The 20,807-nt window shown below is 41.8% G+C and carries 24 protein-coding genes; 23 read left to right on the plus strand and 1 reads right to left on the minus strand.

All coding sequences use genetic code 11. From position 1 onward, the window contains the following. The first annotated feature begins 7 nt into the window (after positions 1–7). The 20 genes from M1F63_RS01250 to M1F63_RS01345 all read left to right on the plus strand — a co-directional run bounded on the left by M1F63_RS01250 (position 8) and on the right by M1F63_RS01345 (position 17,435). Positions 8–400 carry a P27 family phage terminase small subunit gene (locus M1F63_RS01250; RefSeq protein WP_033585096.1) on the plus strand — a complete coding sequence of 131 codons (393 nt, stop codon included), beginning with the start codon at positions 8–10 and terminating at the stop codon, positions 398–400. Next, positions 393–2,123, plus strand: coding sequence for a terminase large subunit (locus M1F63_RS01255; RefSeq protein WP_247940530.1), 1,731 nt, complete (start codon positions 393–395; stop codon positions 2,121–2,123). Before M1F63_RS01250 ends, M1F63_RS01255 begins: the two co-directional genes overlap by 8 nt. A gap of 19 nt (positions 2,124–2,142) precedes the next feature. Next, positions 2,143–3,345: a phage portal protein gene (locus M1F63_RS01260; RefSeq protein ID WP_247940531.1), complete on the plus strand. Its 1,203-nt coding sequence runs from the start codon at positions 2,143–2,145 to the stop codon at positions 3,343–3,345. Further along, positions 3,329–3,919 carry an HK97 family phage prohead protease gene (locus M1F63_RS01265; RefSeq protein ID WP_033585101.1) on the plus strand — a complete coding sequence of 197 codons (591 nt, stop codon included), beginning with the start codon at positions 3,329–3,331 and terminating at the stop codon, positions 3,917–3,919. Before M1F63_RS01260 ends, M1F63_RS01265 begins: the two co-directional genes overlap by 17 nt. Continuing rightward, positions 3,904–5,076, plus strand: a complete 1,173-nt coding sequence (locus M1F63_RS01270; RefSeq protein ID WP_247940532.1) for a phage major capsid protein — start codon at positions 3,904–3,906, stop codon at positions 5,074–5,076. Before M1F63_RS01265 ends, M1F63_RS01270 begins: the two co-directional genes overlap by 16 nt. An 11-nt stretch (positions 5,077–5,087) precedes the next feature. Continuing rightward, positions 5,088–5,378, plus strand: coding sequence for a hypothetical protein (locus M1F63_RS01275; RefSeq protein ID WP_247940533.1), 291 nt, complete (start codon positions 5,088–5,090; stop codon positions 5,376–5,378). Positions 5,379–5,380: 2 nt separating this feature from the next. Beyond that, on the plus strand, positions 5,381–5,662 hold the full coding sequence (locus M1F63_RS01280; RefSeq protein ID WP_000343284.1) for a phage head-tail connector protein: 282 nt from the start codon (positions 5,381–5,383) through the stop codon (positions 5,660–5,662). After that, positions 5,649–5,948, plus strand: coding sequence for a phage head closure protein (locus M1F63_RS01285; protein ID WP_247940534.1), 300 nt, complete (start codon positions 5,649–5,651; stop codon positions 5,946–5,948). The genes M1F63_RS01280 and M1F63_RS01285 overlap by 14 nt, the downstream gene beginning before the upstream one ends. After that, complete coding sequence (locus tag M1F63_RS01290) at positions 5,945–6,292, plus strand: HK97 gp10 family phage protein (RefSeq protein WP_000063884.1); 348 nt, start codon at positions 5,945–5,947, stop codon at positions 6,290–6,292. The genes M1F63_RS01285 and M1F63_RS01290 overlap by 4 nt, the downstream gene beginning before the upstream one ends. After that, positions 6,289–6,612 carry a hypothetical protein gene (locus M1F63_RS01295; protein ID WP_247940535.1) on the plus strand — a complete coding sequence of 108 codons (324 nt, stop codon included), beginning with the start codon at positions 6,289–6,291 and terminating at the stop codon, positions 6,610–6,612. Before M1F63_RS01290 ends, M1F63_RS01295 begins: the two co-directional genes overlap by 4 nt. Before the next feature lie 11 nt (positions 6,613–6,623). Then, on the plus strand, positions 6,624–7,202 hold the full coding sequence (locus M1F63_RS01300) for a major tail protein (RefSeq protein WP_033585115.1): 579 nt from the start codon (positions 6,624–6,626) through the stop codon (positions 7,200–7,202). A gap of 11 nt (positions 7,203–7,213) precedes the next feature. Beyond that, on the plus strand, positions 7,214–7,633 hold the full coding sequence (locus tag M1F63_RS01305) for a hypothetical protein (protein ID WP_247940536.1): 420 nt from the start codon (positions 7,214–7,216) through the stop codon (positions 7,631–7,633). A 277-nt stretch (positions 7,634–7,910) separates the two neighbouring features. Beyond that, complete coding sequence (locus tag M1F63_RS01310; RefSeq protein ID WP_247940537.1) at positions 7,911–10,925, plus strand: phage tail tape measure protein; 3,015 nt, start codon at positions 7,911–7,913, stop codon at positions 10,923–10,925. Next, positions 10,919–11,641 (plus strand): phage tail protein, encoded by a 723-nt coding sequence (locus M1F63_RS01315; RefSeq protein WP_247940538.1) that lies wholly within the window; start codon positions 10,919–10,921, stop codon positions 11,639–11,641. The genes M1F63_RS01310 and M1F63_RS01315 overlap by 7 nt, the downstream gene beginning before the upstream one ends. Then, entirely contained in the window at positions 11,642–14,953 is a 3,312-nt protein-coding gene (locus M1F63_RS01320) for a phage tail spike protein (protein WP_247940539.1), read from the plus strand. Then, positions 14,950–15,162 (plus strand): hypothetical protein, encoded by a 213-nt coding sequence (locus tag M1F63_RS01325; protein WP_247940540.1) that lies wholly within the window; start codon positions 14,950–14,952, stop codon positions 15,160–15,162. The genes M1F63_RS01320 and M1F63_RS01325 overlap by 4 nt, the downstream gene beginning before the upstream one ends. Beyond that, the gene (locus M1F63_RS01330; protein ID WP_247940541.1) at positions 15,149–15,784 is read left to right on the plus strand and encodes a hypothetical protein; all 636 of its coding nucleotides are present in this window, start codon (positions 15,149–15,151) and stop codon (positions 15,782–15,784) included. The genes M1F63_RS01325 and M1F63_RS01330 overlap by 14 nt, the downstream gene beginning before the upstream one ends. A gap of 8 nt (positions 15,785–15,792) precedes the next feature. After that, positions 15,793–16,209, plus strand: a complete 417-nt coding sequence (locus M1F63_RS01335) for a phage holin family protein (protein ID WP_125425275.1) — start codon at positions 15,793–15,795, stop codon at positions 16,207–16,209. A 3-nt stretch (positions 16,210–16,212) separates the two neighbouring features. Continuing rightward, positions 16,213–16,545 carry a phage holin gene (locus M1F63_RS01340; protein ID WP_247940542.1) on the plus strand — a complete coding sequence of 111 codons (333 nt, stop codon included), beginning with the start codon at positions 16,213–16,215 and terminating at the stop codon, positions 16,543–16,545. A 2-nt stretch (positions 16,546–16,547) separates the two neighbouring features. Then, positions 16,548–17,435 carry a peptidoglycan amidohydrolase family protein gene (locus M1F63_RS01345; protein WP_247940543.1) on the plus strand — a complete coding sequence of 296 codons (888 nt, stop codon included), beginning with the start codon at positions 16,548–16,550 and terminating at the stop codon, positions 17,433–17,435. Between the two features lie 95 nt (positions 17,436–17,530). On the opposite strand, the gene M1F63_RS01350 is transcribed toward M1F63_RS01345, so the two are convergent. Next, the gene (locus tag M1F63_RS01350) at positions 17,531–17,722 is read right to left on the minus strand and encodes a hypothetical protein (protein ID WP_061418822.1); all 192 of its coding nucleotides are present in this window, start codon (positions 17,720–17,722) and stop codon (positions 17,531–17,533) included. Positions 17,723–18,277: 555 nt separating this feature from the next. Between M1F63_RS01350 and ruvB the strand changes: the two genes are divergently transcribed. The 3 genes from ruvB (at position 18,278) to uppS (ending at position 20,806) form a co-directional block, all read left to right on the plus strand. After that, on the plus strand, positions 18,278–19,276 hold the full coding sequence (gene ruvB, locus M1F63_RS01355; RefSeq protein ID WP_282184250.1) for a Holliday junction branch migration DNA helicase RuvB: 999 nt from the start codon (positions 18,278–18,280) through the stop codon (positions 19,274–19,276). Beyond that, positions 19,257–19,841, plus strand: coding sequence for a nucleotidyltransferase family protein (locus M1F63_RS01360; RefSeq protein WP_247940544.1), 585 nt, complete (start codon positions 19,257–19,259; stop codon positions 19,839–19,841). Before ruvB ends, M1F63_RS01360 begins: the two co-directional genes overlap by 20 nt. A gap of 206 nt (positions 19,842–20,047) precedes the next feature. After that, positions 20,048–20,806 (plus strand): undecaprenyl pyrophosphate synthase, encoded by a 759-nt coding sequence (gene uppS, locus M1F63_RS01365; RefSeq protein ID WP_000466705.1) that lies wholly within the window; start codon positions 20,048–20,050, stop codon positions 20,804–20,806. Position 20,807: the final 1 nt, after the last annotated feature.

Below are 20,807 nucleotides of genomic sequence, written 5' to 3' on the forward strand. Positions count from 1 at the left end.
GTAGTTTTTGGCTAAACCAATTACAGCGAAGTCTATTAAGTCAAAAGTGGTCAAGCAGATGAAAGACTTGGGCACTTATCGGAAAGAGTTCGAAATGATCATTGACATTTTCGCAGGTATGTTATACCAGTATCAGAAACTTGCTCAAGATTATGCTGACATGGGTTATCCAGTAACAGACACTTACGTCAATAAGGCTGGTGCTGAGAATGAGCGCAAAGTTCCAATCTTGACAGCGATGGAAATTTTGAGGAAAGACATCCTCAGCTACTCTAATCAGCTTATGATGAATCCTAAGTCGCTCGGTGAGGTAGTAGAACAAGAAGGTGATTCAGTTCTTACTGAGGTCCTGAAGTTCAAGAATGAAATCAAGAAGAAGCGAGTGACTGGCAATGGGTAATCTTGATAAAGCGAAAGAGTATGCTCGGCACGTCATTTCTCACAGAGAGGAACATTGCGAGGAGAATATTCTTGCTGCTGAAAGGTTCATTCGTGATCTTGAGAATCCAGAATTTGACATGGATGAGGAAATCGTTGATTTCGTTGTCCACTTCATCGAAAACACGATAGTCCATCAGCAGGGTGATGATATGTTTGCGGTATCTATCCGTAACAAACCCTTGCTCTTGCAACCCTGGCAACACTTTGTGGTTGTTAATCTATTTGGGTTTTACTACAAGGGGTCAAACGAGCGCAGGTTCAAAGAAGCGCTTATCATGCTTGCTCGGAAGAATGGGAAGACCTCATTTACTGCTGCAATCGCACTTGCTTATCAAATATTAGACACGGATAGCGGTTCAAAATGCTACATCGTGGCCAACTCGGTCAAGCAAGCTATGGAAGCCTTTGGATTCTTAAAATTCAATGTAGAGCGATGGAATGACAAGAATATTCGTATCAAGGATAACAACCAGGAACACTCAATCACTGCTAATTTTGGTATTGAGGGTTCTTTCTTTATCCAGGCACTGGCCAACGATGAAAGTCGTTTGGATTCTTTGAACGGTAATGTAATTATCCTAGACGAAGCTCACACGATGAGAAACAGCAAGAAGTACGGTCTTATGAAGAAAACAATGTCAGCATACCGAAACAGTATGCTTTTTGTTATCTCTACGGCTGGTGATATTCCTACTGGTTTCCTTGCTAACCGTCTGAAATATTGTCAAAAGGTTCTTAAGCAATTGGTCAAGGATGATTCCTTGTTTATGTTTATCTGCAAAGCTGACCAGTCAACAGATGGAGATGTCGGTGATTACCTAGACGAGAATGTGCTTAAGAAAGCCAACCCATCGTGGGGTGTGACGGTATCGCTCAAGGCTCTGAGAGAAGAAGCTGAGCAGGCTATGAATGATCCACAGACAAGAAATGAGTTTTTCAACAAGACTTTGAATGTCTTTACAAACTCAATGAACGCTTACTTCAATCCTGATGAGTTCATAGCTTCAGATAGTCAATACGATTGGACCCTAGAGGAGCTGGCACGCTTGCCAATCCAATGGTATGGTGGTGCTGACTTATCAAGGTTGCACGACTTGACAGCTGCTGCTCTTTATGGTGTCTATCATGATGGTGAAAAAGATGTTGATATTTGCATCACACACGCTTTCTTTCCTCGTGTCAACGCTCAAAAGAAAGCCAATGATGACGGGATTCCACTCTTTGGCTGGCAGTCTGATGGGTGGTTAACAATGAGCAATACTCCGACCGTTCTCTATGATGATATTGTTAAATGGTTCATCAAGATGAGAGAGAAAGGGTTCAAGATTGCTGCTGTCGGAATGGATAGGAAGTTTGGTCGTGAGTTCCTGACGAAGATGAAACAAGCTCGGTTCAAGATGATTGACCAACCTCAGCTTTTTTATCTGAAATCAGAGGGATTCAGACGGATTGAGTTCAAAGTTAAGAATAAAGAATTTTACTATCTTCATTCGGACGCTTACGAATACTGTGTGAGCAATGTTAGAGCAATTGAAAAGGTGGATGATGCTGTGCAATATGAAAAATTAGATGGTGACGGTGGTACTGCAAGAATTGACTTGTTCGATGCCAGCGTTTTTGCTTGCATTCAAGCTCTTGCTAATCTTGGTAAGAATCAGAATGTCATGAGCTTCTTTGATTAGAGAAAGGAGGTGAGGAAAGATGGGGCTTTTAGATAGGTTTTTGAAACGTGGTAAGGGTCGAGGTGGAACGAATGTTATCACTCATTCAGATTTTGGGCTTTATATTGACGGTGATAGCTATGTGCCTTTGGCCCGCAATCCTGATGTGATTGCTGCGGTCAATAAGATTGCTGACATGGTGTCGAACATGACTATTCACTTGATGGAGAATACTGATAAAGGCGATATCCGAATAAAAGACGGACTGGCTCGCAAGATTGATGTGAATCCATGCGACAACATGACTCGCAAAACTTGGATTTTCAAGATTGTGCGTGACCTATTGCTATTCGGTGACGGAAACTCAGTTCTTCATGTTGAGTATGATCCTGTGAATGATTATATTTTGAACCTGAGACCATTCTCTATGAGTGAAGTTTCCTTCAAAAGTGATGATGTTGGTTATATCGTGAATTATCGTGGTATCGACTACAACCCAAGCGAAATCGTGCACTTTGTAATCAACCCAGATCCAGACAATCCATTTGTAGGGACTGGCTACAGACTTGCTCTGAGGGATATTGTTAGGAATTTAAACCTTGCTACTCAAATCAAAAAAGGCTTTATGAATGGCAAGAACGTTCCTAGCCTGATTGTTAAGGTTGATTCTTCGGATGGAGAATTGGGCACGCAAGAGGGACGAGACAGGGTTGCTAAGAAATATTTAGCAACAAGTCAGGCAGGTGAGCCGTGGATTATTCCTGATGCTTTGTTGGGTGTAGAGCAGGTTAAGCCGCTTAGCTTAAAAGATATCGCTATTAATGAATCTGTTGAAATTGACAAGAAAACAGTTGCTGGGCTTTTGGGAGTTCCAGCTTTTATTTTGGGAGTTGGTAGCTTTGACAAAGAAGAATACAACAACTTTGTCAATACAACGGTCATGAGCATTGCTACGACGATCACTCAGACCTTAACGAGAGACTTACTCGTTTCAAATAATCGGTATTTCAAACTTAATGCTCGCTCGCTTTATTCGTATGACATTACAGAGTTATCTTCAGTTGCTGAACAGATGACTAAAAGCATGGCAATGCGTCGAAATGAGTGGAGGGATTGGCTTGGGATGCCACCAGATCCTGATATGGATGAGCTCCTTGCTCTTGAAAATTATCTACCGCAAGACAGACTTGGGGACCAGAAGAAACTGAAAGGGGGTGAGGAAGAGAATGAACAAACGGAATAGCTATCGCACTGCTCAGTTCAAAACACGAGAAGAAAGTGAAACTGGTGATTTGATTTTGAGTGGGTACTTTATCAAGTTTGATGAAGTTACTGAATTATGGCCAGGTTACTTTGAAGTGATTAAGCGTGAAGGTGTTGAAAAAGCAATTCAAAACGCTGACATCCGGGCATTGTTTAACCATGATGATAGTTTAGTGCTTGGTCGTACTGGTAACGGGACGGTCATTTTAGGAGTTGATGAAATCGGACTTTACGGTGATATCATCATCAATAAGGATGACCCGCAAGCTGTTGGGGCCTATGCTCGTGTTCAGCGTGGCGATGTGATTGGATGTAGCTTTGGTTTCATCCCAATCAAAATCAATACGGAAGAGCAAGCAGATGGTTCGTACCTGGACACTATCTTAGAATTAGAAATCTTTGAAGTGAGTCCATGTACTTTCCCAGCCTATCCGCAAACGGAAATTGCTGCACGACAGAAAGACTTTGAAAGTCAACAGCGTGCCAATCGTGAAGCGCTGGACAAGCGCAAGAAAGAAATTAAGGAGAAATTTAACCTATGCACAAATCATTGATTTTAGGCGCTCGCATGCGCAACAAAGCAGAAAAAGTGGTAGAACTTGAAGAATCAATCAAAGAATTGAACAAGCGCTCTGAACTTGAAGCGAAGAAATTGGATCAAGCTGGAAATGATGAGGAAGTTTCAGCAGTTGAAAAGAACCTGGAAAATATCCAAAAAGAATTGGATGAAAAATTGGCAGAAAAAGAACAACTTGAAAAGGAAATCGAAGATTTGCAAAATCAAGTTGAAGAATTGAATCGCAAAGCCCCGACTTACCCAAGTCAAGAAAAACGTGGAGGACAGAAATTGGAAAAACGTGACGCAATTGCTAAATACATTCGTACTGGTCAAACTCATGACATCGTAGGTTTGAAAACTACTGATTCAGGAAGCGCAGCTTTAATCCCTACTGAAGTTTTGCAACCTCATTTTGTTAACAAAACACGTAATCCACTTTTGGATCTTGTTGAACGTGTGAAAGTTAACAGTGGATCTGGTAAATATCCAGTTATCAAGAAAACAGATGGTGTAATGGTTTCAACAGATGAATTGAAATCAAATCCAGAACTCGGAAAACCAGCAATCAGCGAGATTGATTATTCAATCAAGACTTACCGTGGATATGTCCCTGTGTCACAAGAAATGATTGACGACGCAGACTATGACATCATGTCCATTGTTGAAGACGAAGTATTCAATCAAGGTGAAAACACTGAATTGTCATTAGTTACAGCTGTCCTCAAAACAGCTACCCAAGCAGATGCCGCTGGATTTGATGGCATTAAAGACATCTACAACAAGAAGCTTAAATCAATTTACAAAGCAAGCATCGTTGTAACTAAGTCAATGTTTGCCGCACTTGACAAGGTGAAGGACAAAGATGGGCGCTACATGCTTCAAACTGATGTGGCTTCACCTACTGGCTATTCATTTGGTGGGAAAACAATCTACAAAGTAGATGACACAGTGTTTGGAAACGAAGGAGACATGAAATTCTTCATCGGGGATGTCACTGAGTTCGTCAAAGAGTTTGACCGCTCTCAAGTATCCGTTAAATGGGTGAACAATGACATTTACGGACAATTGCTTGGGCTTTTCATCCGCTTGGATGTGAAGAAAGTAGATGAAGAAGCTGGATTCTTCGGAACATACACTGATGTTGTAGCTTAAGGAGGTAGCGTATGAGCTATAAAGTAATCCGTCCTTTCAAGGACTTGGCTGATCCTGAAAAACATGACTATGCTGTTGGCGATATCTTTCCTCGCGAGGGATATGAGCCCACAGATAGCTTTACCAACGGTCTTTTGACTGGTGCTAACACTGCTGGGTCTATCTTCCTTGAAGTTTTGGGAGATGATGAACCTAAGAAACCAGCTCCTGAAACAAAAGAAGTTAAGGAAGAGCCCGCAGTTGAGCAGGAAGAAACAGTTGAGGAAACTGTTGAAGAGCCTGCTAAGGAAGTTGAGGAGTAAACATGGACGAAGGTCAGCTTTTGGAATTGCTGAAGCTTAAGCTGGGTATTTCAACCAGCTTGAGAGACAAGCCGTTAGAAAAAATCATTTCAAGTGTCATCACTGAATTGACCGATAACCTCGGTATCGAGCTTGTTGGTGAGCGTGCTGACCATGAAATGTTTATCGTTGACTATGCTGCCTATCGCTATGAGGGTGGGGTGGATATGCCACGTCACCTTCAGTGGCGATTGCATAATTTACAGATAGCATCAAAGAAAGAGGTCAAGAATGTGGAATCATGAAATCAAACTGATCTCTAAAAAAGTCACAGGTGAGGACAAGTTACTACAACCAATCTCTGAAGATGTTGAAGTTACTCTGTTGTGTCGTAAAAAGAAGGTTACTCGCTCTGAATTTTATCAAGCAAATCAGGCAGGTTTAAAACCGAGCTTGGTTGTTGAGATTCGAAATTTTGAGTATGAGAATCAAGAATTTGCGAAGTTCGAAGGTAAACAATATCGCATTTTGAAAACCTATCCTATCGATTCTGAAATTTTAGAGTTGACTTTGTCAGAGGTCTTGAAATGAGTAATGATCTTGCTGATTTGATAGCGAAAGAGCTTGCAGCTTACTCTGATGAGGTTACTGAAGAAGTGGATAAGATTGCAGAGCAAGTGGCTGATGAGACTGTGGATGAGTTGAAAGAGACAAGTCCGAAACGGTACGGAAAGTATCGTAGAAGTTGGAAAAAGAAGAAGTTGGCTAATGGCTCTTTTGTTGTCTTCAACGCAGTTGCAAGTCTTACTCACATACTTGAGAACGGGCACCTTTCAAGAAATGGTGGCCGTGTCGCTGGTATCGTCCACATCAAACCCGCTGAAGAAAAAGCAATTCAGAACTTTGAGAAGCGTATCAAGGAGATTGGGAAATGAAGCTATCAGACTTTGCTGCTATTTTGGAACAGGCAAACTTGCCTGTCACTTATCGAGCGTTTAAAACTGGGAACGCTCCTGGCCTACCTTACCTGGTCTATTATGAATCGAGTCCAGCCATCAATGCAGCTGACAATACGGTTAATCATCAGATTAAGAGCGTGACAGTAGAGCTGGCTTTTGAGAGTAAGGATGAAGATTTGGAAGAACGTCTGGAAGAGCTGTGGACAACCAATGAGCTCTTTTTCGATGTTCAAGAAGAAACATTTATCGAGACTGAAAGACTCTATGTCAAGTCTTATACGGTCTATCTATACTAAGGAGGAATGACATGACTCAAGAAAATAAAGTAACCTATGGTTTAAAAAATGTTCACGTTGCGCCAATTAAATCAATTGGTGCAGATGGAGTGATTGCTTACGATGAAATTTTCCGTTTTCCTGGAGCAATGGAATTGACATTGGATCCAAAGGGTGAATCAACACCAATCAAAGCAGACGATATCGATTATCACTTCATGAACTCAAACGAAGGGTATGAAGGGAAATTCAAAATCTCTCACATTATTGAAATGTTTGCGACTAAGATTTTGGGTGAAATCAAAGATGCTCAGACGGGTGTTTTGACTGAAAAAGCTGATGCAGAATTCACATCATTTGCCTTGATGTTTGAATTTTCAGGGGACAAGAATAAAACACGTCACGTCCTTTACTACTGTTCAGCGAGTCGTCCAGGCAATGGCTCAAAAACCAAAAATGGTACAAACGTCAACGAGCGTGAACTTGGCTTTAAAGCAAGCCCTCGTCCTCTGGATTCGGTTGTTAAACGTTCTATCACATCAGCTGATAATAAGGAAATTTATGACAACTGGTTTAAGAAAGTGTATGAACCTACTGCGGTGGCAGCTTAAGGAGAAAATCTATGCGTAAAATCGTTTTGGTTGGTGATCAGGAGTATGAATTAGGCACTAATGGCTATACTCCTATCGCCTACAAGCAACAATTTGGGAAAGATTATTTTCAAGATTTGTTCTCAATGTTGAAAAATCAATCATTCATGAATGAATTGAACAAGCTGGAAACCGACAAGGAGTTGACAGCGACTGACATTGACATTTCAATGCTAGAAGAGTTTGATATGACCTTCTTCAACCGTCTTTTTTGGGTCTTTGCTAAATCTGCAAATCCTCACATCAAGCCTTATGAACAATTTTTCATGGAAATGGAAGTCTTTCCTATTCAAGAAGTTGGTCCTGTGTTGATGGAAATGCTGAATGCGAGCATGACGACAAAAAAGCACCAGATGAATCAGAATCAGCTAGCGAAGAAATCTTCACAGTAGAGTCATACTTATCTTGCTGTAAAGAAACTGGTCTGTCTATCGATGATCTAAAGCACATCTCAATCGGAATGGCTCTGGATTACCAGACGGATTATGTGAATTTACGGAGTGAGGACAAGGGTGGCGAACGGAAGGCCACGCAAGCTGATTTTGACAGTTTTTAAAGAAAAAATGAGTGCTGAGAGAGCGATTCTGAGGTCAAGTTCATTGCCCTAACTGCATTATCAGTCGTAGAAGTTCTCTCAGCGCTTTTCTATTTTTTGTGAAAGGAGGAAATATGGCAGGAAATATCAAAGGTATCAAAATTGAAATTGATGGCGACACGCAGCCTTTACAGAAGGCGCTGAAAAATGTCAATAAGGCTGCTACTGATGCGAGTCAGGAGTTGAAACAGATTGACAAGGCCTTGAAGTTTGATACAGGGAACGTAACGCTCCTGACTCAGAAGCAAGAAGTCTTGCAAAAGCAAGTTGCGACGACTAAGGAGAAACTGGAAACCTTGAGACAAGCTCAGTCTCAGGTGGAACAGCAGTTCAAAAACGGGGATATCGGTGCTGATCAGTACCGTTCTTTCCAACGTGAAGTCGAAGTTACTCAAAACGTCCTAAAGGGATATGAGAGTAAGCTTGCTGGCGTCAACCAGGCACTTGCTGAGAACGGAAATGCCACTCAGAACAACAAGAACCAATTAAAAGAGTTGCAAAATGAGCAGAAGCAACTAGCGAGCGAGAATGAAAGAGTAGTCAGTTCATTCAAATTGCAAGAAAGTCAGCTAGGAGCTAATGCAAGTGAAGCTGACAAGTTGGCGCTTGCTGAGAAAAGAATTGGAGCTCAATCTGATATTGTTGCTCGGCAGATTGAAAATCTAGAAAAGCAACTAGCTCTTACAAAGCAAGAGTATGGTGAAAATTCAGCTGAAGCCAATAAGATGGAAACGCAGTTGAATCAAGCTAAAACAGCTTACTCGAATCTCTCTCAAGAGATGAGTAAGCTTGGGAACGCTGGCAAACAAGCGAGCGGAACCTTAAGCGAGACAAATAATCTTTTAAAAGCTGAATTGCTCAATCAATTTTCTGAAAAACTATCAGATATCAGTCAAAAATTGGTTGATTTCGGGAAGAGTGCCCTTGAAGCCTTTCGCCAAGTGGATGAGGGTATGGATACCATCGTTACTAAAACTGGTGCTGGTGGTGAAGCACTTGAAGGAATGCAAAAAATCGCAAATGATATTGCGACAGAGTTACCAACAGACTTTTCAACTGTCGGGAATGCCGTGGGAGAAGTCAACACACAATTCCAATTGACCGGAGAAGCATTGAAAAACGCTTCAGAGGACGTTATAAAATTTGCAGAAATAAATGGTTCTGATGTAACTAATGCGACCATACAATCGAAACAAGCATTGGAAGCTTATGGATTGTCTGTCGAAAATTTATCTACTGTTTTAGATTCGACCACTTTCGTGGCTCAAGCTACGGGTGTTTCGGTAGATGACCTGATGAAAAAGGCAACTGACGGTGCACCTCAAATTAAGTTGCTAGGTCTAAGTTTTGAAGAAGCGGTCACCCTTATTGGCCAATTGGAGCAACACGGTGTTGATTCATCTGCTGCATTGTCTGGTTTGACCAAAGCTGCAGGAGCTTATGCCAAAAAAGGCAAATCTATGACAGAGGGATTGAAAGAAACCATCGATTCTATCAAAAATAGTAAGAGTGAGACAGAAGCTCTTAGCACTGCGATGGAAATTTTTGGAGCAAAAAAAGCTCCTCAAATGGTTGACGCAATCAAACGTGGAGCACTAAGTTTTGAAGAATTAGGCTATACATCCCAAGTATCAGCCGGACTAGTATCCTCAACATACGAATCTACGCTTGATCCTATCGACAAATTTAAGACAGCTCAAAATTCGGTTACTTTGGCTATGTCAGAGTTGGGTGCTGCAATCGCAGAAGTCTTAGCTCCTGTTTTTGAAATGTTAGGTAATATCGTCAAAGGTCTTGCTGAGTGGTTCGGAGGCCTACCTGGACCGATTAAAGAGTTCGTTGTCATATTAGGGACAGTCATCACAATTGCAGGAGTACTAGCTCCTATAATCTTAACAATACAAGCTGTATTCATGTCTTCCTTTGGTGCCATGATTGCAGCAGCGCTCCCAATCATAGGAATTGTGGCAGGGGTTGTGACAGCAATAGCAGCAATCGTTGTAATTGTACAACATCTTTGGGAGACCAACGAAGGATTCAGAGAAGCCGTAACAACCGTATGGAATGCAATCCTCGAGGTCATCAATGCAGTCGTATCAGAGATTTCTAATTTTGTCATGAGTATCTTTGGGACGGTTGTGGATTGGTGGACAGAGAATCAGGAACTTATTCGAGTAAGTGCTGAGACTGTATGGAATGCTATTTCAGCAGTTATTGATACAGTTATGACCTATCTAGGTCCACTCATTCAAGCCACTTGGGACAATATTCAACTGGTCATCACGACCGTTTGGGAAATTATCAAAACAGTTGTTGAAACAGCAATAAATGTGGTTCTTGGTATCATCCAAACAGTCATGCAAATTATTACTGGTGACTGGTCAGGGGCTTGGGAAAGCATCAAGGGAGTATTCTCTACTGTATGGCAAGGAATCCAAAGCGTGGCTCAAACCATCTTTTCAGCGATACAGTCATTTATATCAAATACTTTGAATGCCATTTCAAGCACAGTATCAAGCGTATGGAATGGAATTTCAGGAACAGTATCAAGCGTATTAAATGGCATTTCAAGCACTGTTTCAAGCGTGTGGAATGGGATTAAAAATTCCATTGGCAGTGCTATCAATGGAGCGAAGGATCTTGTCAGCACGGCTATCAACGCCATCAAAGGATTGTTCAACTTCAGCATTAGTTGGCCACACATCCCACTACCTCACTTCTCTGTAAGTGGTTCGGCCAATCCACTCGACTGGTTGAGTCAGGGTGTTCCAAGTATCAGCATCGAATGGTATGCCAAAGGTGGTATCATGACGAAACCAACCATCTTTGGAATGAATGGCAATAACCTCATGGTTGGTGGTGAAGCTGGGAATGAAGCAGTATTACCACTCAACGACAAAACACTTGGCGCTATTGGTAGAGGCATCGCTCAGACTATGGCCGGGACTTCACCGACCATCAACATTACCATTACTGGTAACACTGTCAGAGAAGAATCAGACATCAGTCGGATTGCTGATGAGGTAGCTCAGCGGATTGCTGACGAATTGCAACGTAAGACACAATTGAGAGGAGGGGTTGCATGGTAAAACATAATGAACTTGTGATTGACGGTGTGAGAACATCGTCTTTTCCTTTCAAAGTTATTGTCCATGATTCTCCTTCAATTACTCTTGGAGAGAGCAAGACGGCTCTCTTGGAGCATGGTGGTATCAGTGGAGCAATCGTTCAGACAAACAAGCATAGGGAATTGGTCAAAAAAACTTATACGATTTACTTGGTTAAACCTACTGAAGAACAGATGAACCAATTTATGAGTCTGTTCATCCGTGAGAAGTTCTGGTTAGAGAGCGAGCGAGTCAAAACAACTCGACTTTGGTGCTATAAGGTCAATGTGACCGATCTTGAAGAAGTGAAACCTGGTCTTTATATGACCAAAGCAACCTTCACTTGCCACCCTACAAAATACTTTAAAGGAACCGATACACAGAGGTTGGCAAGAAGTGGGACCTTGACTGTTCAAGGTTCTGCTCTTGCCTTTCCTAAAATCACAATCGTTGGCCAGAGCGCTGTTGAGACTTCGTTTACAATTGCTGGTCAGGTCATCCGTCTTGAACGACTCACTGAGTCGCTTGTGATGGTCAATAATCCTGACAATCCAAGTTTTAAAACAACAACAGGGAAGCAAGTCAAATGGTCAGGGGATTTTATCACAGTTGATCCAGCGAAACTTAAGAATGTTGGGGTTGTTTTGGGTCCAGGTATTCAATCGCTTGAAATCGAAACGGTTTGGGGGTGGGCATAATTGCTTTATCTACTTAATAAAGATGTAAAAACTGTTCGATGGAACGGGGAGCCACTTCATGAAGCGACTTCGGCGATTGTTAAAGAGACCATGAATGGCGATTTCACCCTAACTGTGAAATATCCTATTTCTGATTCTAGTATTTATCAGCTCATCCAAGAAGATATGCTGATAAAAGCGCCGACTCCTGTTCTTGGTGCGCAGCTATTTCGCATCAAGAAACCTGTTGAGCACAATGACCATCTAGAAATCACCGCCTATCACATTTCAGATGATGTGATGCAACGTTCTATCACACCAATGAGTGTGACTAGTCAAAGCTGTGGTATGGCTCTTTCTCGCATGGTCCAACATACCAAAACGTCTCTTGGGGACTTCTCATTCAACAGTGATATCCAGGATCGTAGGACCTTCAATACGACTGAAACAGAAACTCTATACTCTGTATTGCTGGACGGTAAGCACAGCATTGTTGGTACATGGGAAGGCGAGCTGGTGCGTGACAATTTCGCTCTGACAGTGAAGAAGAGTCGTGGGGAGAATCGTGGTGTTGTTATTACAACGCATAAGAATCTGAAGGACTATCAACGTACAAGGAATAGTCAGAATGTTGTCACAAGAATCCATGCCAAATCGACGTTTAAGCCTGAAGGTGCTGAAAAGGAAACGACTATCAGAGTGACTGTTGATAGTCCTCTTATTAATTCCTATCCTTACATAAACGAAAAAGAGTATGAGAATAACAATGCAAAATCCGTTGAAGAGCTGCAGAAGTGGGCACAGGCTAAGTTCTCAAATGAGGGCATTGACAAGGTCTCTGACGCTATCAAGATTGAAGCTTATGAACTTGATGGCCAAGTAGTTCACATGGGTGATACGGTCAATCTCAAGAGCTGGAAACACAATGTTGATGCATTCAAGAAAGCTATTGCTTATGAGTTCGACGCTTTGAAGGAAGAATATATCTCTCTGACTTTTGATGATAAGGCAGGAACTGGTGGTTCTAGAGCTTCTGGTGGCTTATCTAGCGCAGCTGATGCAATCCTTGGTGTGACAGGAACCGCACAAGAAATTGCCCTTGAAAAGGCTCTTCAAAATGCTGACTTAGACTTTGATCATCAAGCTGGATTGCTTAGACAAGAAATTTTGGACGGTATCGAACTTGCTAGGGCTAAAGCTGAAGAAGTTAAAAGAGAACTCTCTGATACTATCAATCAGCGTTTCGACAGCTTTGACAACGCTTCGATACAAGAAGCCAAGCGCAGGGCTGAAGAAGCCTTGAGAAACACTGGTGCTGTCTCAAATGTTGCTCAAGAAGCGAAGCAAATCAGTGAGCGAGCAAGAGCTGATATCGCAACTCTTCATCAAAATATCTCTAACGACTATGTCGCGAAATCGACATATCAAGAAGATGTGAGAGGTCTTGAACGTCGATTTAGTGCGATAAGCACGCAGACGAACAATGATATCGCTTCAAAGATTGCTCAGTACAAGCAGACGGTTGATGGGCAATTTGCAAGTATTACGTCACAGATTGCTGGCAAAGCTAACTTGCTTGATTTTCAACGAGTGCAAGAGACTAGCAAGCTCTATGAGAGGATAATCGGTCGTAGCGAGTCTGACATTGCTGATAAGGTTGCTCGCATGGCTCTGACGAATCAACTATTTCAAGTTGAGGTCGCAAAAGCTTCGGCTGGTGGACGAAATCTATTTCTTAATTCATTGTTTAAGCGTGACCTTCATCAACGTTATTCAACATATCATGTAGATGACAGTATTGAGCAAACACAAGGACAACTTGCTTTAAGTATAGATGCGAATATTAAATTCAGAGGAGCTAATACGTTAAAGATTGTATCGACTTTTAACGGGAAGCCGAACAATCAAAAGGTTACGTTTAGAACCGGTGGAGATATGCGTCTGAATACAGCAGATGAAATGCGCAATAAATCTGTGCGTTTCAGCTTTTGGGCAAAATCAACTGTCAATAACACGAATTTCCAAGCTAGATCTGGATATCGTAACAGTGTTGAAGGTGTCTCGTTGACCACTGATTGGAAATTCTATGATATTCAGCTAACGAAAAGCGAGAATTCAAATGCAAGTAATGAAGTAATCATGCATGTATTTACCGCTGCGACTGTTTGGATTGCGTTTCCAAAAGTTGAAATTGGAACAGTGTCAACTCCATTTTCAGAAGCTCCTGAAGATACGGACGAAGCGATTCGCACGGTTCAGAGTCAACTTGCTGGCTCATGGGCCGTTCAAAATTTGACCAGTGCAGGCTCAATCGTTTCGCAAATCAATGCGACTAACAATCAAATCTTGATTGAAGCTGAGAAGATTCGTTTGAAAGGTAAGACCTTGCTGGACGAACTCACGGCCATTGATGGTTACTTCAAGAGACTATTTGTTGGCGAGGGTAATTTCGCTAAGCTTAACGCTGAGATTATCGGCTCAAGGACTATCACAGCCGATAAGCTAATCATGGACCAGGCAATGGCTCGGATGTTCGTCTCAAGCGATATCTTCACTGACACGCTTGCTGCTAAAGAAGCCTTCATCAACAAATTGCGGTCAGTAGTAGTATCTGCGACCTTGCTTGAAGGGTACAAAGGGAAAATCGGTGGATTCCAGATTGGTACACATGATAAGGACCCTCATACTTATTGGATAACGGGATCAAATAGTTTTAGAGTCGGTATGGGTGATGTCGGCCCAGAGAATTGGGACAAAACAGCCCTTTGGGTGAATTGGGGGGATGACTGGAACAAACCTGGTGAAAAAGCGTGGTTTGTCAACGCTCGCGGAGAAATGAAGTGTTATAATCAAGCGCATTTTTGGAATGTTCCAGTTATTCACGGGGATTTGCATGTTGGCGGGAATATTTTTTACCAAAAGGATAAATATAACAGAGGATACTGGATTTATTCTCCAGACTACAATAAAATTGCTCGGTCAAATGGATATGTGTATTTATCCGGGGAGAACTTTGGAGGTTCCGACTGGATACCTTTAAATAAAGAAATATCAGACCGTCGCTACAAGCATAATATCGAAGCTAGTACAGTCTCAGGCCTTGATGTTATCGAAAATCTAAAAACGTACAGTTATCGCAAAGAATACGATGAAAAAATTGAGGATATCGCTTGCGGTATTATGGCGCAAGATGTCCAGAAATATGTTCCTGAAGCATTCTACGAGAATCCAGACGGTGCGTACTCTTATCGCACATTTGAACTTGTGCCTTATCTAATCAAGGCCATTCAAGAATTAAATCAAAAAATAGAAAAATTGGAGAAAACAGCATGAACGAACAAGACAAACAAATCAGCAACTTAGCGATTAAGTCGCTTGGTGAAAAAGTCGGTAATGAGGCTACTCAGTCAGCAACGCTCGAAGCCCTCTATACAGTAACCGCTATGGAGTTTGAGCAGATGAAACGAATCATCGAATCAGATGAAGAGCTCAAAGCGAAATTTGAAGAAGTGAAAGGAAAAATGACAAATGGCAATCAATAACTATGAACTAGCAACCAGACCATATCTTCGTGGTTCGGGCGATAATATCCGAACAGTAGTTGAAATCCGTTTAGAAGATGGAACTCGCTACAGTACGAACATGCGCGAGCTGGTAGGTGACCGCACGACTGAGCAAGAGGATGCCTTGATTCAAGCGGTACTGGATATTATCAAGGCTGAATTAGATCCAGCAAGCGCTATTGTTCAGACTCAAGTTAAACTTGAAGAAGCGACTCATAAACTTGCTGAAACTGAAGCGAAACAGACGGCAACAGACCAAGCAGTTAAGCATAATCAAGAAGAAACTGACCGCTATGGTAAAATCATCCATGCGGTCGTTTTAAATGCTGTAGCAGGCAAGACAATCGCTTATGGAACTATCTATAAGGAATTGGTAGAGTTGATTCCACTTGCTGAAGTTGGGAAACATTACATGGCACATGACTTGATTACTATCGAAGACCCAGCGCACGTTGAAGTGAATGGTGAAGGCAAGCGTGTCTTGGTTCAGCTTAACCGTGAATTTACTTACAACGGTGAACCTGTCAGCGATTTTGCTCGCAACGGTCGCCTTGAACTTGACGGAACAGGCGCAGCATGGAAGTATGAACCTAAAGAATAGAGGTGTGTATGCAAATCGAATTTTTCAACTTTCTAAGAAGCGTAGTCCAGACCGAAGACGGCCTGGTATTGTACGCTCTTGCATTGATTGTTTCAATGGAAATCATTGATTTCTTAACTGGAACGATTGCAGCTATTGCCAATCCCGATATCGAGTATAAGAGCAAAATCGGTATCAATGGGCTCCTTCGAAAAATTTTAGGAGTCCTCTTGCTGATGATTCTCATCCCGATGTCCGTTTTGTTGCCTGAAAAGACAGGTTTTGCATTCTTGTACTCAATCTATCTCGGGTACATCGCATTTACTTTTCAATCACTCATTGAAAATTATCGTAAATTAAAAGGAAATGTCACTCTTTTTCAGCCAATTTTAAAAGCATTTCAACGCTTGCTTGAAAAAGATGAAGATAAAAATAAAGGAGAATAACACATGCAACAAATCAATGAAATTATCGCAAATGGAGCAATCAGCATTCTTGTCATTTTGGCTGGAATCGCAGTTAAATCGATTAAAGATTTTCTCATCAAAAAAGGTGGAGAAAAGACAATTAAGATTGTTGAAATCTTGGCTAAAAACGCAGTCAATGCCGTGGAACAGGTCGCAACCGAGACTGGCTATAAAGGTGAAGAGAAGCTGGAGCAAGCCCGCGCCAAAATCCGTGCAGAGCTTACCAAATACAATATCAGCATGACTGACAAAGATCTTGATACATTTATCGAGGCATCGGTCAAGAAAATGAATGATGCCTGGAAAGGGGAATAAAAATGGGACTAAATCTTGAAACAGCTATTGCTTGGATGCGTGCTCGAAAAGGGCAAGTATCTTATAGCATGGACGACCGCAATGGTCCGGACTCTTACGACTGTTCTAGTTCAATCTACTACGCTCTTTTGAGCGCTGGAGCCGTATCAGCTGGTTGGGCGGTCAATACTGAGTATGAGCATGACTGGCTCAAGAAGAACGGTTATGAACTCATCGCAGAAAATCAGCCATGGGATGCTCAACGTGGAGATATCTTCATTTGGGGGCGTCGTGGATATTCTAGCGGAGCAGGTGGCCATACTGGTATTTTCGTGGATAGTGATAACATTATCCACTGTAACTATCGTTTCGACGGTATTACAGTGAACGATCATGACGATATTTGGCTCTATGCTGGACGACCATACTATTATGTGTATCGCTTGACTAATCCATCTGCAGCTGCCGAAGAAGTCAAAACTGGCTGGCAAAATGACGATACTGGTTACTGGTTCGTTCGTGCAAACGGTTCTTATCCAAAAGACCAATTTGAGTATATTGAAGAGAATAAGTCATGGTTCTACTTCGATGCTGAAGGATATATGTATGCGGAAAAATGGTTGAAGCACACTGATGGTAAATGGTATTGGTTTGACAAGGATGGCTACATGGCTACTTCTTGGAAAAAAATCAACGGGAAATGGTATTACTTCAACCGTGATGGCTCGATGCAAACCGGCTGGATCAAGTATTACGATAATTGGTATTATTGTGATGCTACTAACGGTGATATGAAATCCGATACGTTTGTACGTTACAACGACGGCTGGTATCTACTTCTATCAGATGGGCGTATGGCTGATAAAGCAGCGTTTGTAGTTGAACCGGATGGTTTGATTACAACAAAATAAAAATAGAAAGACTTCAAAATAGATTACACAAAACCGCAGGCATTTGCTTGCGGTTTTTTTGTTTGCTCTGAAATTAGAAAAAAACAGTGAAAAAATCACTGTTTTTCTTGTAACGTATAGGCATAATCAGTCATACTGATAGCATGTTTTAGGCGCATGTTCATAATATCTGATACACCATTTTTATATTTATCCACGGCCTGAATAGATACGCCACAGTTTTTGCTGATAGCATAGGCTGTGGCGTTCTCTAAAAGCCAGCGGATAGCTTTAATATCTACTGACATATATCACCTCATAAAATACCAAACTGCAAATAGGAGTAGAAGAAGTCCAATAATAAATTCAACTTTTTCACGCTTGGTGGTTTTTCTAATTTTTAGATTTACTTTCATTATTTTTCCTGTTATAATTTAAGTACACCCCCGAAGGGGTGGATAGTGATTTCTCACTATCCAAATTCGATGTGCCATTCAAAGCTGATTATAAATAAGTTTATTTTGATGACTAGCTTATTTGTTTTTACTTTGAGTGGCTTCTTTTTGAACTTAAACATTTTGTTTTCCTTTCTACTAGTTTCCTTGTCTAAGGTTTCCTCCTTAACCTTATGTGTCTATTATACAACTAAAGTTGTATAAAGTCAATAGTTTTGATAAAGTTTTTTAAATTTTTTCAAAAAAAAATAGACCTTGTCCAGAGGTCGGGGAGTTGGAGGGGGCACCCTCCAAAAGCGTTGATTTAATAAGATTTTATTTTACCTTTTTCATAATAATCTCCCTAAAGAGGCCACCCAATCAGGTGGCTTTTTTGTTTGTGGCTTGGATTTTTGATATAATAGAGCCATGAGTAGAATTTTAGATAATGAAATCATGGGGGATGAGGAGTTGGTAGAACGTACCCTCCGTCCTCAGCATTTACGTGAATATATTGGGCAGGATAAGGTCAAGGACCAGCTGCAAATCTTTATCGAGGCTGCCAAAATGCGGGATGAGGCACTGGACCATGTTCTTTTATTTGGTCCTCCAGGTCTCGGGAAAACAACCATGGCCTTTGTTATTGCCAATGAACTGGGAGTCAATCTCAAGCAAACGTCAGGTCCTGTCATTGAAAAAGCGGGTGACCTGGTAGCGATTTTGAATGATTTGGAGCCTGGAGACGTTCTCTTTATTGACGAGATTCATCGCTTGCCCATGTCGGTGGAAGAGGTGCTTTATAGTGCCATGGAGGACTTCTACATTGACATCATGATTGGGGCTGGAGAGGGCAGTCGCAGTGTCCATTTGGACTTGCCGCCTTTTACCTTGATTGGTGCGACAACACGTGCGGGGATGCTCTCAAATCCGCTACGGGCACGTTTTGGGATTACAGGTCATATGGAATACTATGCCCACGCTGACTTGACAGAGATTGTTGAGCGGACGGCAGATATCTTTGAGATGGAAATCACCCACGAGGCAGCTGCTGAGCTGGCCTTGCGTAGTCGGGGAACTCCTCGTATCGCCAATCGCCTCCTTAAGCGCGTGCGCGATTTTGCCCAGATTATGGGAAATGGGGTTATCGATGATGTTATTACCGATAATGCTTTGACCATGCTAGATGTAGACCATGAAGGTTTGGACTATGTAGACCAAAAAATCCTTCGCACCATGATTGAGATGTACGGTGGTGGTCCAGTTGGTTTAGGAACTCTTTCTGTTAATATTGCCGAGGAGCGTGAGACGGTCGAAGATATGTACGAACCTTACCTGATTCAGAAAGGTTTCATCATGCGAACTCGTTCTGGGCGGGTTGCAACGGCTAAGGCATATGAGCATTTAGGGTATGAATACAGTGAAAAATGAACAAGAAATTCTAGATGCTTTCAGAGAAAATCCAGATATGATGACCATTCTGACCATCATTCGTGATCTTGATCTGAAAGACTCGTGGATGGCAGCAGGTTCTGTCAGGAATTTCATCTGGAATCTCTTGTCAGACAAATCGCCTTTTGACCGGGAGACGGATGTTGATGTGATTTTCTTTGATCCAGATGTTTCTTATGAGGAAACAGTATCCCTAGAGAAAAAGCTGAGAGAAGATTTCCCTCAATATCAGTGGGAGTTGAAAAATCAGGTCTATATGCATCTGCACAGTCCCCACACTGTGCCTTACACGAGTTCTTGTGATGCCATGAGTAAATATCCGGAACAGTGTACGGCGATAGGACTCCGCTTGCATGCGGACGCAACTATAGAGCTCTTTGCGCCCTATGGTCTAGAGGATATTTTGAATTTTCAGGTTTCCCCAACTCCTCATTTCTTAGAGAATGAGGACCGAATGAAGCTCTATCAAGAACGCTTGTCCAAGAAAAATTGGCAAGAAAAATGGAAAAATCTCACTTTTTCAAAAAACTTAAGAAAAATTTAAGTTAGGGACGGTATACTAGGTTCATAAGTTAAGAGGAACTTAACTTAAACTCCTAAAACTTTTTCATAATAATCTCCCTATAAAATTAAGTCGCCCAATCAGGCGGCTTATTTTTTGTCTGTACGGAGAGCTAATAACTTAGCAATAGAAGAAAATAGGGAAATATGGTATAATGAAACGATAGATTTTTGAATAGGAATAAGAACATGTTTGGATTTTTTAAGAAAGATAAAGCTGTAGAAGTCGAGGTTCCAACACAGGTTCCTGCTCATATTGGCATCATCATGGATGGGAATGGTCGTTGGGCTAAAAAACGGATGCAACCACGGGTTTTTGGTCATAAGGCGGGGATGGAAGCCCTCCAAAAGGTGACCAAGGCAGCTAACAAGATGGGAGTTAAGGTCATCACGGTTTATGCCTTTTCAACGGAAAATTGGACACGCCCAGATCAAGAAGTCAAGTTTATCATGAACTTGCCAGTCGAATTTTATGATAACTACGTCCCTGAATTGCACGCAAATAACGTTAAGATTCAGATGATTGGGGAGACAGATCGTTTGCCTAAGCCGACTTTTGAAGCTTTGAAAAAAGCAGAGGAATTGACTAAGAACAATACGGGCTTGATTCTCAATTTTGCGCTTAACTATGGTGGCCGTGCTGAAATTACGCAGGCTCTTAAGGGCTTGGCTCAAGATGTTCTAGATGCTAAAATAAACCCTGGTGACATCACAGAAGATATGATTGGGGACTATCTTTTCACGCAACACCTGCCAAAGGATTTGCGGGATCCTGATTTGATTATCCGTACGAGTGGTGAGTTGCGTTTAAGTAATTTCTTGCCATGGCAAGCAGCTTATAGCGAGCTTTACTTTACGGATACCTTGTGGCCTGATTTTGATGAAGCCGCCTTGCAGGAAGCTATTGCTGCTTTTAACCATCGCAATCGCCGTTTTGGAGGAGTTTAGG

It is taken from the genome of Streptococcus oralis, assembly GCF_023109155.1.
GTDB lineage: Bacteria > Bacillota > Bacilli > Lactobacillales > Streptococcaceae > Streptococcus > Streptococcus oralis_BZ.

Coding starts and splice junctions, on each gene's coding strand:
- M1F63_RS01255 (WP_247940530.1), top strand. CDS start 393: ATGGGTAATCTTGATAAAGCGAAAGAGTATGCTCGGCACGTCATTTCT.
- M1F63_RS01260 (WP_247940531.1), top strand. CDS start 2,143: ATGGGGCTTTTAGATAGGTTTTTGAAACGTGGTAAGGGTCGAGGTGGA.
- M1F63_RS01265 (WP_033585101.1), top strand. CDS start 3,329: ATGAACAAACGGAATAGCTATCGCACTGCTCAGTTCAAAACACGAGAA.
- M1F63_RS01270 (WP_247940532.1), top strand. CDS start 3,904: ATGCACAAATCATTGATTTTAGGCGCTCGCATGCGCAACAAAGCAGAA.
- M1F63_RS01275 (WP_247940533.1), top strand. CDS start 5,088: ATGAGCTATAAAGTAATCCGTCCTTTCAAGGACTTGGCTGATCCTGAA.
- M1F63_RS01280 (WP_000343284.1), top strand. CDS start 5,381: ATGGACGAAGGTCAGCTTTTGGAATTGCTGAAGCTTAAGCTGGGTATT.
- M1F63_RS01285 (WP_247940534.1), top strand. CDS start 5,649: ATGTGGAATCATGAAATCAAACTGATCTCTAAAAAAGTCACAGGTGAG.
- M1F63_RS01290 (WP_000063884.1), top strand. CDS start 5,945: ATGAGTAATGATCTTGCTGATTTGATAGCGAAAGAGCTTGCAGCTTAC.
- M1F63_RS01295 (WP_247940535.1), top strand. CDS start 6,289: ATGAAGCTATCAGACTTTGCTGCTATTTTGGAACAGGCAAACTTGCCT.
- M1F63_RS01300 (WP_033585115.1), top strand. CDS start 6,624: ATGACTCAAGAAAATAAAGTAACCTATGGTTTAAAAAATGTTCACGTT.
- M1F63_RS01305 (WP_247940536.1), top strand. CDS start 7,214: ATGCGTAAAATCGTTTTGGTTGGTGATCAGGAGTATGAATTAGGCACT.
- M1F63_RS01310 (WP_247940537.1), top strand. CDS start 7,911: ATGGCAGGAAATATCAAAGGTATCAAAATTGAAATTGATGGCGACACG.
- M1F63_RS01315 (WP_247940538.1), top strand. CDS start 10,919: ATGGTAAAACATAATGAACTTGTGATTGACGGTGTGAGAACATCGTCT.
- M1F63_RS01325 (WP_247940540.1), top strand. CDS start 14,950: ATGAACGAACAAGACAAACAAATCAGCAACTTAGCGATTAAGTCGCTT.
- M1F63_RS01330 (WP_247940541.1), top strand. CDS start 15,149: ATGGCAATCAATAACTATGAACTAGCAACCAGACCATATCTTCGTGGT.
- M1F63_RS01335 (WP_125425275.1), top strand. CDS start 15,793: ATGCAAATCGAATTTTTCAACTTTCTAAGAAGCGTAGTCCAGACCGAA.
- M1F63_RS01340 (WP_247940542.1), top strand. CDS start 16,213: ATGCAACAAATCAATGAAATTATCGCAAATGGAGCAATCAGCATTCTT.
- M1F63_RS01345 (WP_247940543.1), top strand. CDS start 16,548: ATGGGACTAAATCTTGAAACAGCTATTGCTTGGATGCGTGCTCGAAAA.
- M1F63_RS01350 (WP_061418822.1), bottom strand. CDS start 17,722: ATGTCAGTAGATATTAAAGCTATCCGCTGGCTTTTAGAGAACGCCACA.
- ruvB (WP_282184250.1), top strand. CDS start 18,278: ATGAGTAGAATTTTAGATAATGAAATCATGGGGGATGAGGAGTTGGTA.
- M1F63_RS01360 (WP_247940544.1), top strand. CDS start 19,257: ATGAATACAGTGAAAAATGAACAAGAAATTCTAGATGCTTTCAGAGAA.
- uppS (WP_000466705.1), top strand. CDS start 20,048: ATGTTTGGATTTTTTAAGAAAGATAAAGCTGTAGAAGTCGAGGTTCCA.